Below are 15,556 nucleotides of genomic sequence, written 5' to 3'. Positions count from 1 at the left end.
AGCGCTTGTCGGGGCTGGACAAGGCGCTTGCGCTTTTTGTTAAAATAACTTGATTTTTCAGAAATTTCACTCTAAAATAGAACTAACATACCAACCGGTAGGTATGTATGGTGGAGTTAAGGCATACATTTTAATAGACTATCAGATTTAAAGAATAAGATGGGAGTGACTATGAATGCATTTAAGGCTTACGGAAGAACAGAAAATGGTACAAAAGACAATTCGACGATTTGTAGAAAAGGAATTAATTCCGCTTGAAAATGAAGTGTTAAGAAATGAAAGAGAAGGACGTCCAAGCCTTCCTCCTGGAAAAATGCATGAACTGCAGATGAAAGCTAAAGAAGCAGGTTTCTGGGGAATCAATACACCTGAAGAATATGGCGGTGCAGATCTGGGACAGATGATGATGGCAATCGTCCTGATGGAAGTATCTAAAACATTCGTGCCTTTCCAATTTGGAGGGTCAGCTGACAACATTCTTTATTATGGCAATGAAGAGCAAAAGCAGAAGTATCTGATCCCAACCATCAATGGGGAAAAAAAATCGTGCTTCGCGATGACAGAGCCGGGTGCGGGTTCGGATACCCGAAACATTAAAATGACGGCTGTGAAGGACGGCAATGAATGGGTCCTGAATGGTGAAAAGACATTCATTACAGGTGGAAATGAAGCTGATTTTGTTATGGTCATCGCGATCACTGATAAAGAAAAACACCGTGCCACTGGCCGTGACGGGGTCACCTGTTTTATTGTCGACCGTGAAATGGGCTGGAAATCAGAATTCATACATACGATGGGCGAATGGGGACCGGCGGGGCTGGTGTTCGATAACGTCCGCGTACCAGAAGAAAATATCCTGGGCGAAATCGATGGCGGCTATAAACTGGGACTGGAATGGATCGGGTTTGCAAGATGGGTTGTTGGCGCCAGGGCGATAGGATCCGCTGAACGCTTGCTGCAAATGGCGATTGACTATTCGAAGGAGCGTATTACCTTTGGCAAACCGATTGCCGAAAGACAAGCTATCCAGTGGATGATCGCCGATTCAGCTGTGGAAATCGAAGCCGCAAGATGGCTCGTGCTTAATGCCGCTTATACACTTGATGCCGGTGAGGATAACAGGCATATGGCATCGATGGCAAAATTGTATGGCTCCAACATGGGGAACAGGGTGGTCGACCGTGTCATGCAAATTCATGGCGGTATGGGCTACACAAGGGAACTCCCAATTGAACGCTGGTATCGTGAAGCAAGACTTTGGAGAATTTACGATGGCACGGATGAAATCCAGCGGATGATCATCGCCAGGGACCTATTAAAAGGCCATGTGAAAATCGGTCAGTTTGTATAACGAGGAAATGAAAGCGTTAACAGTTTAATAGATGGAGGAGGAACTAGAATGGCAGGAAGGTTTGAGGGAAGAGTTGCTTTTGTGACGGGAGGCAGCAGAGGAATCGGAAAAGGTATCGTTCAGCTTTTCGCAGAGGAAGGCGCAAAGGTCGCATTTATCGACTTGAATGAGGAAGCCCTGGCGGAAACGACAAACGAGTTGCGTGAAAAAGGATACGAAGTTTACTCCAAAGTAGCGAACGTAACGGACTCCGGGCAGGTTGAACAAGCAGTGAAGGAAGTGCATGATACGTTTGGTTCTGTTGACATCCTAGTGAACAACGCAGGAGTCATCCGCGATAACCTGCTTTTCAAAATGAGTGATTCTGACTGGCAAACGGTCATGGACGTCCATCTGAAAGGTTCGTTCAATGCAGCGAAAGCAGCTCAAAAATATATGGTTGAACAGAAATATGGACGAATCATCAATATTTCATCAACTTCCGCACTTGGAAACAGGGGCCAGGCAAATTATGCAGCCGCAAAAGCTGGCCTTCAGGGTTTTACTAAAACACTTGCAATCGAGCTGGGACGTTACGGGATAACAGCCAATTCAGTCGCTCCAGGCTTCATCGAGACAGAAATGACGAAAGAAACTGCAGCTCGAATCGGAATCCCGTTCGATGACCTGATTAAGCACAGTGTGGCAAGCATTCCTGTCGGCAGGAGCGGTAAACCAGCCGATATCGCCAATGCAGTTGCTTTCTTTGCGGATGAAAAATCGTCCTTTGTCAACGGCCAGGTCATTTATGTCGCTGGCGGGCCAAAAAATTAATGTGAGGTGAAAAGTCAGTGTTTAAAGAGCATATTGGCAAACAGTCCAATAAAGTCAAAAACATTGTGGAACGCGGCGCTGTCAGGAAATTTGCCGAAGCCATCGGAGATCTTCACCCGATTTTCATTGATGAGGAAACAGGCAAAAACTCAAGATATAACAGGAACATTGCTCCTCCTACTTTCCCGAGGGTTTTTGATTACGGAACAATCGAGGGACTAAATCTTCCTAATAAAGGCCTGATCCATGGGGAACAGACTTATCATTACGAGCGCCCTTTGCTTGTAGGTGAGGAAATAACCTGTTATTCGGTAATCAAAAATTATTTCGAAAAGAAAGGAACCCAGGGGGAAATGGGCTTCCTGGTATTGGAAAGCTTCGGTGAAGACGAAATGGGGAAACTTGTCTTTTCCTCCACGCAAACAGTCATTATCACAGAAGCAGTAAGGAAGGTGTTGATCGGATGAGCAGCTTAGCAGAATTGAAGGTGGGAGAATTCCTGAAGGAGGTACAGCTTGATCCGGTCGACCGGATTACCCTGATTAAGTATGCCGGTGCTTCGGGAGATTACAATCCAATCCACACAATCGATGAAGAAGCAAAAAAAGCAGGTCTGCCTGGAATCATTGCTCACGGCATGTGGACAATGGGGAACCTGGCAAAGCTTTTCACCGAATTTTACGAGGAAGGATTCATTCAGGACTATACAATTCGTTTTAAAGGGATGGTCTTCCTGAATGACGTCGTCACTCTCCAGGCAGAACTGGCAGAGGAAAATGAGAACATCCTTAGATTCAAGGTTAGAGCAGTCAATCAAAATGGCAATGAAGTCATAAAAGGAGATGTCCTCTATCATCGGTATGCTTCTTAATAACCATAAACCCGGCAGAGAATTGCTGGGTTTATGGCTATAGCGATCGCTTGGACGCTTCAGGAATAAAGCCCCGAGTTTCAGAATTAATGGTTTCTGATACTCTACTTAATCTAAAATTTCAGTTTAGAAATAGCAGAAACGAGGTGTTAAACCAAAGTGAACTTTGATTTTGATGAGGACTTACTGGCTTTAAAAAGAAACGTCCGTGATTTTATCCAGAATGAAGTCGAGCCTTTTGCGATGCAAATCGAAGAAGAAGACAAAATTCCTGAAAACATCATCCGGCTATCCAGGGAAATGGGCCTGTTCGGACTAAGCATACCGGAAGAATTCGGCGGACTTGGTATCGGCATGGTGGAAAAATGTGCACTGTATGAGGAAATCGGCCAGACGCACAATGGCTATACGACTTTGATTGGTGCCCATACCGGGATTGGCACAGTCGGGATCGTCGAGCTTGGCAACGAGCTGCAAAAGCGAAAATACTTGCCTGCAATGGCCAGCGGAGAAAGAATCGGTGCCTTTGCCCTGACAGAACCTGATGCCGGATCGAACGCGGCCAACTTAAAAACGACCGCCGTGAGGAAAGGCGATAAATATGTACTGAACGGTTTGAAGCACTATATTACAAATGCATTAGAGGGTAGTGTTTTTACAGTGATGGCAGTGACGGACTCTGAAAAAGGAGCAAAAGGAATCACTTCTTTTATCGTCGAGAAGGACTTTCCTGGCTTCAAGCTCGGCAAAGTGGAAAAAAAGATGGGCCTGAAGGGATCCCATTCTGCTGAATTGGTATTCGAGGATTGCGAGGTTCCTGTTGAAAATGTTCTTGGCACTGAAGGCCAGGGCTATGTTAATGCCTTGAAAATACTGGCCAATGGCAGGGCGGGACTCGCGGCGCGTAATCTGGGGTCCTCACAGAAGCTGCTTGACATGTCTGTCGCCTATGCCAAAGAGAGAATCCAATTCGGGAAGCCGATCATCAAGCATCAGGCTGTCAGTCATATGCTGGCGGAAATGGCGGTTGAAATCGAAGCACTCAGGTCTTTTACATACCGAGTTGCCTGGATGGTCGATTCCGGCCAGAAGGTCATTAAGGAAGCTGCCATGTTAAAGCTCTATGGCTCGGAGGTATACAACAGGATCGCCGACAAAGCAGTCCAGGTTCACGGAGGTCTCGGTTATATATCTGATTTTCCAGTCGAAAGATTTTTCCGTGATGCACGAATCACAAGGATTTATGAGGGAACGTCGGAAATCCAGAAAAACATTATCGCTGCTCAGCTGGAAAAAGAATAGTAACAACTGAACATACCTACTAGTTAGTATAAAAAAAAGAAAGAGGTGGTATGGATGAATTTTAACCATACGGAAAAGGTCAAGGAATACCAGGCCAAGCTGACTGAGTTCATGGATGAATATGTCTATCCGAATGAAAAGCTTTATAAAGACCAGATTGACAAAAACGACCCATTCTCCAGAGTACCGCCAATCATGGAAGAACTGAAGGAGAAGGCGAAGGAAAAAGGGCTTTGGAATCTGTTTTTACCAGAGAGCGAATACGGTGAAGGTCTTACCAATCTGGAATACGCACCGCTTTGCGAAATCATGGGAAGATCAAGCATCGCGCCTGAAGTGTTCAATTGCGCTGCGCCTGATACGGGCAATATGGAAGTGCTTGTACGATACGGCACTGAAGAGCACAAGGAGCAATGGCTGAAACCGCTCCTCGACGGCAAAATCAGGTCCTGCTTCTCGATGACAGAGCCAGACGTCGCTTCCTCAGACGCTACGAACATACAGGCAAGCATCATCCGTGATGGAGATGAGTACGTCATTAACGGAACGAAATGGTGGTCTTCAGGTGCTGGAGATCCACGCTGCAAGATTGCCATTGTGATGGGCAAAAATGACCCCGATGCCCCGAAGCACGAGCAGCAATCTATGATTCTAGTTCCTCTTGATACACCAGGAGTAACGATTAAAAGGATCCTGCCTGTATTCGGATACGACCATGCTCCTCATGGACACGCGGAAATAGAATACAAGAATGTGAGAGTGCCTGCCTCCAATATGCTTTGGGGTGAAGGAAAAGGCTTCGCCATTGCACAGGGCCGGCTTGGACCAGGGAGGATTCATCATTGCATGAGAACGATCGGCGCAGCTGAACGAGCTCTTGAAGAGATGTCTAAACGGGTTCTCCAAAGAACTGCATTCGGTAAAAAGCTCGCCGATCAGGGCGTCATCCAAGAATGGATCGCGGAAGCAAGGATCGATATCGAGCAGGCAAGACTCCTTACATTAAAGGCAGCCTACATGATGGATACAGTCGGAAACAAAGAGGCCAAGGCTGAGATCGCGATGATCAAAGTGATTGCGCCTAATATGGCACTCAAAATCATTGACAGGGCGATTCAGGCCTTTGGTGCGGCTGGGGTAAGTGATGACTTCACGCTCGCAGCTGCATGGGCGAATATCAGGACACTAAGATTGGCAGATGGTCCGGATGAAGTACACAAACGAGCGATCGCAAGATACGAGCTGAAAAAATATCTGTAAGGAGGAAACATCTATGCATGTATCAGAACTGTTTTCACTAAAAGGAAAAGTAGCGATTGTCACTGGCGGAGGACGAGGACTTGGAGAACAAATCGCGATTGGTTTCGCAGAAGCGGGTGCCAATGTCGTGGTTTGCTCACGGCGAGTAGACGCCTGTGAAGAAGTCAGCGGGAAGCTGAAGGAGATCGGAGTTGAATCCCTGGCTTTGAAATGTGACATCACCAACCCCGAAGATGTGAAAAATGTGGTAGAACAGACCGTTGAGAGATTCGGCAGGATTGATATCCTTGTCAATAACAGCGGAGCCTCCTGGGGCGCACCCGCGGAAGAAATGCCGCTTGAAGCATGGCAAAAGGTTTTGAATGTCAATGTGACAGGAACGTTCCTCATGTCTCAGGCTGCTGGCAGGGTCATGCTTGAGCAAGGATCAGGAAAAATCATCAATATCGCTTCAGTTGCGGGGCTGAAGGGTTCCAATCCTAAAGTTATGGATGCCATTGGATATAACGCAAGCAAGGGGGCTGTCATTACTTTTACAAAGGATCTGGCAGCAAAATGGGGGCCGCGCGGCATTTACGTCAATGCCATTGCACCAGGTTTTTTCCCGACAAAGATGTCAAAGGGTCTGCTTGAAAAAGGCGGGCAGGCCATTCTTGAAGGAACTCCATTAAGGAAATTTGGTTCTGATACGGATCTTAAGGGTGTCGCAGTATTCCTGGCAGCATCAGCATCGGATTATATTACCGGTGATGTAGTGGTAGTCGATGGCGGAACACATGTACTGTAAAAGGAGGCAGGATCCATGAACAGAGATGCAGTGATCGTATCTGCAGTCAGGACAGCAATCGGCAGGCAGGGAGGAGCTCTTGCTTCAGTACCTGCTCATGTCTTCGGGGCAGAGGTAATCAAGGAAGCAATCAGGAGGGCAAACTTACAGCCTGAAATGATCGAGGATGTCATCATGGGGAATGTCATCAGCGGCGGCGGGAACATTGCCCGACTCACAGCGCTGCAAACAGGACTTTCCCTAGAATTGCCCGGCCTGACGATCGACCGCCAGTGCGGGTCGGGAATTAATGCTCTCAATCTCGCGGCCCAGGCAATAAAGGCGAGTGTTGGTGATGTCTATGTTGCTGGAGGGATCGAGAGCATGAGCAGGGCACCTTATTTAATGGATAAACCAGAAAGACCTTACAGTCCTGTGCCTCCAAGTTTCAGGAAGTCCCAGCTGTCACCGAAAGAAATCGGTGACCCGCCAATGGGAATCACAGCTGAAAATCTAGTAACCAAGTATGCAATCAGCAGAGAAGAACAGGATGAATTCGCGCTGGAGAGCCAACAAAAAATGTCAGCAGCGATGGCGGAAGGCCGGTTTAATGAGCAAATCCTACCCATCACGATTCCTGTCCGAAAAGGGACACCGGTCCTTTTTGATAAGGATGAGCATCCACGACCAGAAACGACTTTGGAAGCCCTGGCCCAACTCAAGCCAGCTTTTATACCGAATGGGACGGTCACAGCCGGAAGCAGTTCGGGCCTGAATGATGCAGCGGCAGCTCTTATTGTCATGTCAAGGGAAAAAGCACAGGAGTTAGGTGTGAAGCCAATGGCAGTAGTAAGGGAGCAGGCAGTAGCCGGAGTGAATCCAAACATTATGGGCATCGGTCCGGTACCTGCAGTCAGAAAGGTGCTTGAAAGGTCTGGTTTGACTCTTGATGACATGGACATCATCGAAATTAACGAAGCATTTGCTGCACAAGTGATTGCCTGTGACCGAGAGCTGAAAATGGATAAAGCCAAAGTCAATGTCAATGGCGGGGCGATTGCCCATGGACATCCATTAGGAGCAACAGGAGCAATCCTGATCACGAAAGCAGTTTATGAGCTTGAGCGGAGAGGCGGACGGTACGCCCTTGTCACTGCATGCATCGGCGGCGGCCAGGGAATCGCCACTATCATTGAACGAGAATAAATATTCACCTAAAAGGAGGAATGGTACTTATGGCTTCTGATACGATTCCAATCAGGCAAGGGGAAGAACTGGATACTACCACTATTGAACAATACCTGAGGGAGCAACTGCCGGATCTTCCAGATGAAAACCTGACGATTGAACAATTCAGTTTTGGAAAATCGAATTTAACGTATCAGCTCAAGATGGGAGAGTGGGAAGCGGTCCTGCGGCGTCCCCCTCTTGGTCCTGTAGCACCAAAAGCGCATGATATGGAAAGGGAATATAAAATCCTGAAAGAGATCAGCCCTCATTTCGCAGCTGCTCCTAAACCTTATCTGTTTGCAGATGAAAGTGTGATCGGCAGTCCATTTTTTGTGATGGAAAGGAAGCGCGGCATTGTCCTTGACACCGATTTCCCTGAAGGCATGACGCCAGACCGAGAGATAGGTAGGAGTCTGTCAGAAACGATGGTCAACCACCTTGTCGAGCTGCACAGCATTGATTATACAAAAACAAGGCTTACGGAAATGACAAAACCAGAAGGCTTCATGGAAAGACAGGTGATAGGGTGGATTCGCCGGTATGAGCGGGCGGAAACGGATATCGTCCAAGGCGTTGAGCAGTTAAAGCAATGGATGCTGAAGAATGTGTCTGAATCTGAAACGCCGGCAATTATCCATTATGATTACAAATTGAATAATGCCATGTTCAATGAGGAAATGACCGAAATGGTTGGATTATTCGACTGGGAGATGACAACTGTAGGTGATCCGCTTGCCGATTTGGGTGTTGCGATGAGCTACTGGATACAACCTGACGATTCTGACCTTTTGAAAAAAGGGATGGGTAAACCGCCTGTTACGGTGACCCCCGGTTTCATGACTCGTGATGAATTTATGGAGCAATACGCAAGAAAAAGCGGCAGAGATCTGGCTAACATGAATTTTTATCAAACATTTGCTTATTTCAAGCTTGCAGTCATTTGTCAGCAAATCTATTACAGATGGAAACAGGGACAGACGAAGGATCCCCGGTTTGCGCACCTTGACAGGTTTGTCAGCAGCCTGATCCAATATGCCCTTTACACCGCAGAAAAAAAATGACAGAAAGGGGATGAAGGAAGATGAAGGTCCACCTTTTGCTAAAAAAAGAGGACATTGATAAACAGAAAATGGCCGACAACAAAATCGCTGTTGTTTTCGATGTTCTGCTGGCTACTTCCACTATTGCTTCAGCACTTGAGTTCGGCGCGAAAGAAGTAATCCCTGTCCTGGATGGAAAGGCTGCGGAACAGGAAGCTGCCGGCAGGGAAAATGACAGTATCGTCCTCGTTGGAGAGTATCAAGGCAAAACAATCGACGGGTTTCTATCGCCAAATCCTCTAGAATTGAAAGAGAAGATTGGAGGGAAGTCTGTCATTCTTTCTACCACTAATGGAACAGTTGCTCTCAAAAACTCCGCCGGTGCGAATGCGGTTTATGCTGCTTCGCTACTGAACTGCCAGGCAGTCGCCAATCATATTTTAAAAGAATATCAGGGTGAGACGATCGTGGTTGTATGCTCGGGTTCTTCCAATGAATTCAATGTCGAAGACTTCCAGGGAGCCGGCTGCTTCATTGACTGTCTCATCAAGCAATTGAGCGACGAATTCTTTCTAACTGACTCAGCTTATGCTGCGTATAGTTTCTACCATGGGCACAATCAAAACAGTGATCATATTTTAAAAGCTTCCCGAGTCGGCCGGATGCTGAGCAAACATGGCTTTGACAGGGAAATTGAGTTCGTTTCCCAGCAAAATATATTTAATAAGGTTCCTAAGCTTATAGATAAAAAACGGATTATCGCAGTATAAAATGATAGCGTTTACATAAAAGGAGGAGAGTATATGCAATTAAAACCTGAAGTGAAAGCGTTGCTCGAAGCATTTGCCAATAACCCAGTACCGCCGCTGGAACAGCTGCCATTGGAGGAAGCCAGAAAGGGATTTGAACAATCTGCTAAACAAATGAGCAGGGCTGAAAAACTAGCAAAAACGGAAGATCGGAAAATCAATGGATTTGACGGAGAAATTGATATCAGGATCTATACACCTCAAGGAGCTGGAGAGTCAAAGCTTCCAGCCGTAGTTTATTATCATGGAGGCGGCTGGGTGATCGGCAACATCGAAACTCATGATGCTCTCTGCCACACATTTTCTAATGAAGCTGAATGTATAGTCGTTTCTGTTGATTACAGTCTTGCACCAGAAAGCAAATTCCCGGTGGCAGTAGAAGATTCATATCTAGCTGCTCAATGGGTTTTTGAAAACGCTCATGAGCTGAATATCGATGAAAACTTTATTGCTGTCGCGGGTGATAGTGCAGGAGGAAATCTTGCAGCTGTTGTCAGCTTTCTTGCAGTCGAAAGGCAGACACCGTCGATTGCTTACCAAATGCTGTTTTACCCATCTACAGGCTTTGAATATACACCATCTTACGAAAAATACGGCGAAGGCTACTATTTAACGAAGTCCACAATGAACTGGTTTCGTGAACAATACCTGAACACACCAGCTGATACACAAAATCCTCTGGCCGCACCGATGCTGATTCCTGATGATGTCACTGCAAAGCTACCGCCAGCTTTTATTATGACAGCAGAACTTGATCCTCTAAGCGATGGCGGTGAGCACTTTGCCTTGAAATTGAAAAATGCCGGTGTAGAAACAGAATATGTCTGCGTTCCTGGAATGCTCCATGGATTCCTCGGAATGACCGAGTTTCTGCCGGACGGAAAGAAAGCAATCAAGGATGCTGCAAAAGCCTTCAAGAAAAGAAGCTCTCTTAAACCAGTTGAGTAGGAAATAAGGAGGAATAAATGATGCCTAATCTACATTTTGAGCATTGGCCGAAAATCTCTAAATCTCTGAAATTGCCAGAAACATCACTATATGAAAATTTAAGAGTCAGTGCAGCCCGTTATCCTGACCAGAGCGCAATCTACTATTACGGCAATACTATTTCCTATAAGGAGCTTGATGAAGAAGTCACCGCACTGGCAGGCTTCCTTCAGCAAAAGCTGGGTGTTGTAAAAGGAGAAAGAGTCCTGTTATTCATGCAGAACTCACCGCAATTCGTGATTGGATTCTATGCCATTTCGAGAGCAGATGCAGTGGTGGTGCCTATCAATCCAATGCTGACCGCAGACGAGCTGAGCTTTTACATCAAGGATTGTGGAATCAATACCGCGCTTGTCGGACAGGAGCTTTATGACAAGGTCGGGCCACTCGTAGGAACAACTCCATTAAATAATGTGGTAGTTGCTGCTTATTCTGATTATAAAGGGGATAGTTTCTACGGAACAGTGCCCCCGGAGACAGAGGCAGCAAGAAAGGTTTACAACCAGCCGGGTCACTTTCACTGGAAGGAAGCGATCGCGGCACAGTATGAACCTGGAAAGCATACGACCATGGCAGATGACCTTGTTGTACTTCCATATACTTCTGGAACAACCGGGCTGCCAAAAGGCTGTATGCATACGAACCGAACCGTCCAGGCGAATACCATCGGTGCGTATCACTGGTCGAGTTCTACCACAAGTGCAGTTCATTTAACTACCCTGCCATTATTCCATGTTACCGGAATGGTCCACAGCATGCATATGCCGATCTATTCAGGCAGCACAATGGTACTGATGACAAGATGGAACCGCGAGGCAGCAGTTGAATTGATTCAATCGCAAGGATGCACGCACTGGGTGGCGATCGCAACAATGATTGTTGACTTCCTTGCTAATCCTAAACTGAAACCAGAGGATATCTCAACGTTAACTTCTATTTCAGGCGGCGGTGCAGCACTCCCTGAGGCTGTTGGAGAAAAACTGTACAATCTCACAGGTCTAAGGTTTGTGGAAGGATATGGACTTTCAGAAACCATTGCCCAGACCCACTTCAACCCGCCTGACAGGCCTAAAATGCAGTGCCTTGGCATCCCGTCCTTTGATGTCGATGCAAGAGTCATTGAACCATCAACAGGAAAAGAACTTGGTGCAGGAGACATTGGTGAAATCGTTGTAAATGGCCCGCAGGTAATGGTTGGCTATTACAACAGGGATGACGAAAACAGGAATTCGTTCATTAAAATAGACGGTAAAAAGTTTTTCCGGACAGGAGACATTGGCCGCTTCGATGAAGAAGGTTATTACTTCATGGTCGACCGGGTGAAAAGAATGATCAACGCCTCAGGTTATAAGGTGTGGCCTACAGAAGTAGAATCATATCTTTACAAGCACCCTGCCATACAACAGGCTGTGGTGGTTGGTATTCCAGATCCAAGAAGAGGTGAATCTGTAAAGGCCTTCGTGATTCTAAATGAAGGGTACGAAGGGGAAATAAGTGAAGATGAAATCATCGAATGGTCCAAACAGCATATGGCAGCCTACAAATATCCGCGGGAGGTCGAGTTCAGGTCACACTTCCCAATGACAAGCAGCGGCAAGATATTATGGCGTAAATTACAGGAGGAAGAACGGGAAAAAGCTGAAAAGCAGGTAAGGTAAAAGCACTCCGTCGAAGGCAGCTATCAAATTTTAAGGAGGATCTTGATGGAGATTTTGGTTCAGCAGCTGTTCAATGGTCTTACGATCGGAAGTGTATATGCACTGGTGGCCCTTGGACTGACTCTAGTTTACGGTATCCTTCACATCCCCAATTTCGCACATGGTGCCCTGTATATGATGGGGGGCTATATCACCTTGATGATGATGGTACAGTACGGTCTTCATTATTGGCTGGCGATTCTTGTTTCTATCATCGTTGTAGGACTTATAGGCGTACTGATGGAACGGTTGGTTTTTTACCCTTTACGGCACGCCCCGCCGATCCACGACAAGATTGCGGCAATTGGAATCCTGTTGTTCCTGGAAGCTTTTGCCCAATATGTCTGGGGAGCTGACTACCAAACAATGCCCACGCCATATGGCCAGGTCGTACAGTTATTCGGTTTGACCTTTACTATGCAAAGACTGCTAATCATCATTGCGGCAATTGCCGTCATGGTGCTGCTTTACCTTTTCCTGAAAAAGACGTATACGGGGGCATCCATCATCGCTATGTCACAGGACCGAGATGGAGCGAACCTTGTAGGAATCAATACGAACCGGGTCGCGATGCTGACGTTCCTGATTTCCGGAGGACTGGCGGCGATCGCCAGCTCTCTGGCTGCGCCGATCAATCTCGTTTTTCCAGGCATGGGACAGCTCGTCATCCTAAAAGCGTTTGTCATCATCATTCTTGGAGGCATGGGCAGCATTCCAGGAGCCATCATCGGCGGTTACATTTTAGGCTTCAGCGAAAGCCTTGGTGCAACATATATATCAAACGATTATAAAGATATCATCGCGTTCGTCCTGCTGGTTGTCATTCTTTCGGTAAAACCAACAGGTCTCTTTGCAAAGGGGGGACACTAGTGGCGAAGATTATCAATAAACGGAATATCATTCTGGCCCTTGTGCTTTTTGCCATCGTCTTTCCATTTGTAGCGCAAAATGACTATTTCATCCATATTATGACTCTTTCTTTTATCTGGATGATTGGTGTTTACGGGCTTAATCTTTTGGCTGGGTATACAGGGTATCTGTCATTGGCGCATGCGGGATTCTTTGCGGTTGGTGCCTATTCCTTAGGGCTTTTAACAGTAAAAGCGCAGATGAATTTCTGGCTGGCTTTTGTTCTTGCCCTGATGATCACAAGCATTCTTGGATTTTTGGTTGGCCTGATTGCTCTAAGGACAAAAGAGCACTTCTTTGCCATTTATACGCTTTGCGTAGGGTATATCCTTTACCTTGTCATCGATAAGTGGGACAGCTTAACAGAAGGAGTCCGCGGTCTTATCGGAATACCAGCACCAGGAAATATCGGGCCAATTTCCTTCGAAACACCATTATCACAATATTACCTAGTCCTTACGATTCTGCTAGTTGTCATTCTCATTGTTTATCGTATCGTCCATTCCCTGACCGGAAGGACTTACATTGCGATCCGCAATAGTGAGGAGCTCGCACAAACAATCGGTATATCGACAATGAAAAATAAACTAGAAGTATTCGTACTCTCAACTTTTTTTGCCGGCTTATCAGGAGCACTTTACGCCTCTTTCATCCGCTTCATCGGTCCTGATATTGGCAACATCGTCATCACTTTTGATTTGCTGACATATCTGCTGATTGGCGGAATCGGCACGCTTTCAGGTCCAATTGTGGGAACTATTTTGGTCGTATGGATTTCACAGCAGCTGCAATTTCTCCAGGATTACCGCATGCTTATATTCGGTCCGATTCTTACATTGCTGGTGATCTTTTACCCCCGAGGAATTGCAGGATCGATTGCTGGATGGAATGCAAAACGCACGGAAAAAAAGAATGCAAAAGCCCAACTGGACGAAGTGTTCTCACATAACTCAATCTCTGCAGAAAATCATGTGAAGGAGGGATAAGGATGTTTCTTGAAACAAAGAATTTAACGAAGAAATTTGGCGGTTTAACAGCCGTTCATAATGTTGATTTTTCTATTGAAAAGGGGAAGATCAATGCCATCATCGGACCTAATGGCGCCGGTAAGTCTACGTTTTTTAATTTAATCAGCGGCTTCCACCCTCCGAGTTCAGGCAGCATTTTTTTAAAAGGTCAGGATATCACCGGGATGCCTTCTAATAAAATAGCTGAAATGGGAATAGCCCGCACCTTTCAAACCACCAATCTGTTTGAACAGTCAACTGTGCTTGACAACGTGGTGGTCGGACACAGATTGAGGACAAAGTCCAATTTGCTAGATGCTGTTTTAAGAACAAAGAGGTTGAAAAGAGAAGAAGACCTATGTCATGAAAAAGCGCACGAAGTGATTCGATTTACCGGGTTAGAAAAGGTTTCCGGAAAATTGGTTGGCAGCCTGACTCAGGAAGAAAAGAAACGGACAGCCTTCGCGCTGGCTCTGGCGACAGATCCAGAAATTATTTTTCTTGATGAGCCTGCTGCTGGTGTCAATCCTGATGAGACAGAGGGTTTAGCAGAATTAATGAAAAGAATGGTTGATATCGGGATCACTGTCTGTCTGATAGAACACAAAATGCAAATGATCATGAAACTGGCTGATAAAATCATGGTTCTCAACTACGGGGAGAAAATCGCAGAGGGTACTGCTGAAGAAATCCAGAATGACCCCGCTGTCATCAAGGCTTACCTGGGAGGGAGCGCAATTGCTTAAACTCCAGGACGTTTCAGTAAACTACGGAAGCTTCACAGCTGTCCATAATGTAAATCTTGAGGTATTTCCTGGTCAAATCGTTGTTTTGCTAGGTGCGAACGGGGCAGGAAAAAGCACAATATTCAAGACGATCAGCGGCCTGAACAAGGCGTCTTCAGGAGTAATCGAATTTGAAGGTGAATCCCTGAACAAACGCTCTCCAGATAAAATTGTCCAGTCAGGCATTGTACAGTGCGCAGAAGGCCGTAAACTGTTCCCTTCGATGACAGTAGAAGAGAATTTGAAGATGGGAGCCTATGTCCACAGAAAGAATAAAAAAGGGATAAAGGAATCGATGAAGCACGTATACGAACTTTTCCCAATTTTAGAAGAAAAGCAGGATGATATGGCTGGTTCACTGAGTGGAGGCCAGCAGCAAATGCTGGCTATTGGAAGAGCACTCATGGCAAGGCCGAAGCTTATGCTTCTCGATGAACCTTCCATTGGACTGGCTCCGTTGATTGTTGAGCAGATGTTTGAAGTGATCAAAACCATCAATAGCGAAGGCACCACAATCCTCCTGGCCGAACAAAATGCTAATGCTGCCTTGAGGATTGCTGATAAAGGCTATGTATTTGAAAACGGTGAAGTTGTGCTGGAAGGTACTTCGGAGGAACTCTTCGCGAATGATGAGATCAAGAAAGCTTATATCGGTGCTTAGAACAACTTCTGTCTTTAGGGAGGTGGGTGCGAAGCGGTCTATAATTATATTTCTAAATATTAAGAAAA

General features: G+C 46.1%; 16 protein-coding genes. All 16 read left to right on the top strand.

Annotated features, from left to right (window positions below; all coding sequences use genetic code 11):
• Positions 1–175 precede the first annotated feature (175 nt).
• The 16 genes from J7E32_RS03015 to J7E32_RS02940 all read left to right on the top strand — a co-directional run bounded on the left by J7E32_RS03015 (position 176) and on the right by J7E32_RS02940 (position 15,488).
• Positions 176–1,351, top strand: a complete 1,176-nt coding sequence (locus J7E32_RS03015; RefSeq protein WP_214903364.1) for an acyl-CoA dehydrogenase family protein — start codon at positions 176–178, stop codon at positions 1,349–1,351.
• Positions 1,352–1,399: 48 nt separating this feature from the next.
• Complete coding sequence (locus J7E32_RS03010) at positions 1,400–2,164, top strand: beta-ketoacyl-ACP reductase (RefSeq protein ID WP_214903361.1); 765 nt, start codon at positions 1,400–1,402, stop codon at positions 2,162–2,164.
• Positions 2,165–2,181: 17 nt separating this feature from the next.
• The gene (locus J7E32_RS03005; protein WP_214903359.1) at positions 2,182–2,631 is read left to right on the top strand and encodes a MaoC family dehydratase N-terminal domain-containing protein; all 450 of its coding nucleotides are present in this window, start codon (positions 2,182–2,184) and stop codon (positions 2,629–2,631) included.
• On the top strand, positions 2,628–3,035 hold the full coding sequence (locus J7E32_RS03000; RefSeq protein ID WP_214903356.1) for a MaoC/PaaZ C-terminal domain-containing protein: 408 nt from the start codon (positions 2,628–2,630) through the stop codon (positions 3,033–3,035). The genes J7E32_RS03005 and J7E32_RS03000 overlap by 4 nt, the downstream gene beginning before the upstream one ends.
• A gap of 159 nt (positions 3,036–3,194) precedes the next feature.
• Entirely contained in the window at positions 3,195–4,337 is a 1,143-nt protein-coding gene (locus J7E32_RS02995) for an acyl-CoA dehydrogenase family protein (protein WP_214903353.1), read from the top strand.
• 54 nt (positions 4,338–4,391) lie between these two features.
• Complete coding sequence (locus tag J7E32_RS02990) at positions 4,392–5,597, top strand: acyl-CoA dehydrogenase family protein (RefSeq protein WP_214903350.1); 1,206 nt, start codon at positions 4,392–4,394, stop codon at positions 5,595–5,597.
• Between the two features lie 13 nt (positions 5,598–5,610).
• Positions 5,611–6,384: an SDR family oxidoreductase gene (locus J7E32_RS02985; RefSeq protein ID WP_214903347.1), complete on the top strand. Its 774-nt coding sequence runs from the start codon at positions 5,611–5,613 to the stop codon at positions 6,382–6,384.
• A 15-nt stretch (positions 6,385–6,399) separates the two neighbouring features.
• Positions 6,400–7,569 (top strand): thiolase family protein, encoded by a 1,170-nt coding sequence (locus J7E32_RS02980; RefSeq protein ID WP_214903344.1) that lies wholly within the window; start codon positions 6,400–6,402, stop codon positions 7,567–7,569.
• Between the two features lie 29 nt (positions 7,570–7,598).
• Entirely contained in the window at positions 7,599–8,654 is a 1,056-nt protein-coding gene (locus J7E32_RS02975) for a phosphotransferase family protein (protein ID WP_214903341.1), read from the top strand.
• 20 nt (positions 8,655–8,674) lie between these two features.
• Positions 8,675–9,403, top strand: a complete 729-nt coding sequence (locus J7E32_RS02970) for a 2-phosphosulfolactate phosphatase (protein WP_214903338.1) — start codon at positions 8,675–8,677, stop codon at positions 9,401–9,403.
• A gap of 33 nt (positions 9,404–9,436) precedes the next feature.
• Entirely contained in the window at positions 9,437–10,390 is a 954-nt protein-coding gene (locus J7E32_RS02965; RefSeq protein WP_214903336.1) for an alpha/beta hydrolase, read from the top strand.
• 20 nt (positions 10,391–10,410) lie between these two features.
• Positions 10,411–12,087 (top strand): long-chain fatty acid--CoA ligase, encoded by a 1,677-nt coding sequence (locus J7E32_RS02960; protein WP_214903779.1) that lies wholly within the window; start codon positions 10,411–10,413, stop codon positions 12,085–12,087.
• Positions 12,088–12,132: 45 nt separating this feature from the next.
• On the top strand, positions 12,133–12,996 hold the full coding sequence (locus tag J7E32_RS02955) for a branched-chain amino acid ABC transporter permease (protein ID WP_214903333.1): 864 nt from the start codon (positions 12,133–12,135) through the stop codon (positions 12,994–12,996).
• Positions 12,996–14,021 (top strand): branched-chain amino acid ABC transporter permease, encoded by a 1,026-nt coding sequence (locus J7E32_RS02950; protein ID WP_214903330.1) that lies wholly within the window; start codon positions 12,996–12,998, stop codon positions 14,019–14,021. Before J7E32_RS02955 ends, J7E32_RS02950 begins: the two co-directional genes overlap by 1 nt.
• A 2-nt stretch (positions 14,022–14,023) precedes the next feature.
• Positions 14,024–14,788: an ABC transporter ATP-binding protein gene (locus tag J7E32_RS02945; protein WP_214903327.1), complete on the top strand. Its 765-nt coding sequence runs from the start codon at positions 14,024–14,026 to the stop codon at positions 14,786–14,788.
• Positions 14,781–15,488 (top strand): ABC transporter ATP-binding protein, encoded by a 708-nt coding sequence (locus J7E32_RS02940; RefSeq protein ID WP_214903325.1) that lies wholly within the window; start codon positions 14,781–14,783, stop codon positions 15,486–15,488. The genes J7E32_RS02945 and J7E32_RS02940 overlap by 8 nt, the downstream gene beginning before the upstream one ends.
• Positions 15,489–15,556 lie beyond the last annotated feature (68 nt).

The sequence above is a fragment of the Bacillus sp. ISL-55 genome (assembly GCF_018613155.1).
GTDB lineage: Bacteria > Bacillota > Bacilli > Bacillales > Cytobacillaceae > Mesobacillus.
Note: the sequence above shows the minus strand (reverse complement) of the source record. Positions and strands in the feature narration are given on the sequence as shown.

Excerpts from the sequence above, each read along its gene's own strand:
- J7E32_RS02985 (WP_214903347.1), top strand. The coding sequence starts at position 5,611 with ATGCATGTATCAGAACTGTTTTCACTAAAAGGAAAAGTAGCGATTGTC.
- J7E32_RS02975 (WP_214903341.1), top strand. The coding sequence starts at position 7,599 with ATGGCTTCTGATACGATTCCAATCAGGCAAGGGGAAGAACTGGATACT.
- J7E32_RS02965 (WP_214903336.1), top strand. The coding sequence starts at position 9,437 with ATGCAATTAAAACCTGAAGTGAAAGCGTTGCTCGAAGCATTTGCCAAT.
- J7E32_RS02980 (WP_214903344.1), top strand. The coding sequence starts at position 6,400 with ATGAACAGAGATGCAGTGATCGTATCTGCAGTCAGGACAGCAATCGGC.
- J7E32_RS02990 (WP_214903350.1), top strand. The coding sequence starts at position 4,392 with ATGAATTTTAACCATACGGAAAAGGTCAAGGAATACCAGGCCAAGCTG.
- J7E32_RS03015 (WP_214903364.1), top strand. The coding sequence starts at position 176 with ATGCATTTAAGGCTTACGGAAGAACAGAAAATGGTACAAAAGACAATT.
- J7E32_RS02945 (WP_214903327.1), top strand. The coding sequence starts at position 14,024 with ATGTTTCTTGAAACAAAGAATTTAACGAAGAAATTTGGCGGTTTAACA.
- J7E32_RS02970 (WP_214903338.1), top strand. The coding sequence starts at position 8,675 with ATGAAGGTCCACCTTTTGCTAAAAAAAGAGGACATTGATAAACAGAAA.
- J7E32_RS02960 (WP_214903779.1), top strand. The coding sequence starts at position 10,411 with ATGCCTAATCTACATTTTGAGCATTGGCCGAAAATCTCTAAATCTCTG.
- J7E32_RS03000 (WP_214903356.1), top strand. The coding sequence starts at position 2,628 with ATGAGCAGCTTAGCAGAATTGAAGGTGGGAGAATTCCTGAAGGAGGTA.
- J7E32_RS02955 (WP_214903333.1), top strand. The coding sequence starts at position 12,133 with ATGGAGATTTTGGTTCAGCAGCTGTTCAATGGTCTTACGATCGGAAGT.
- J7E32_RS03010 (WP_214903361.1), top strand. The coding sequence starts at position 1,400 with ATGGCAGGAAGGTTTGAGGGAAGAGTTGCTTTTGTGACGGGAGGCAGC.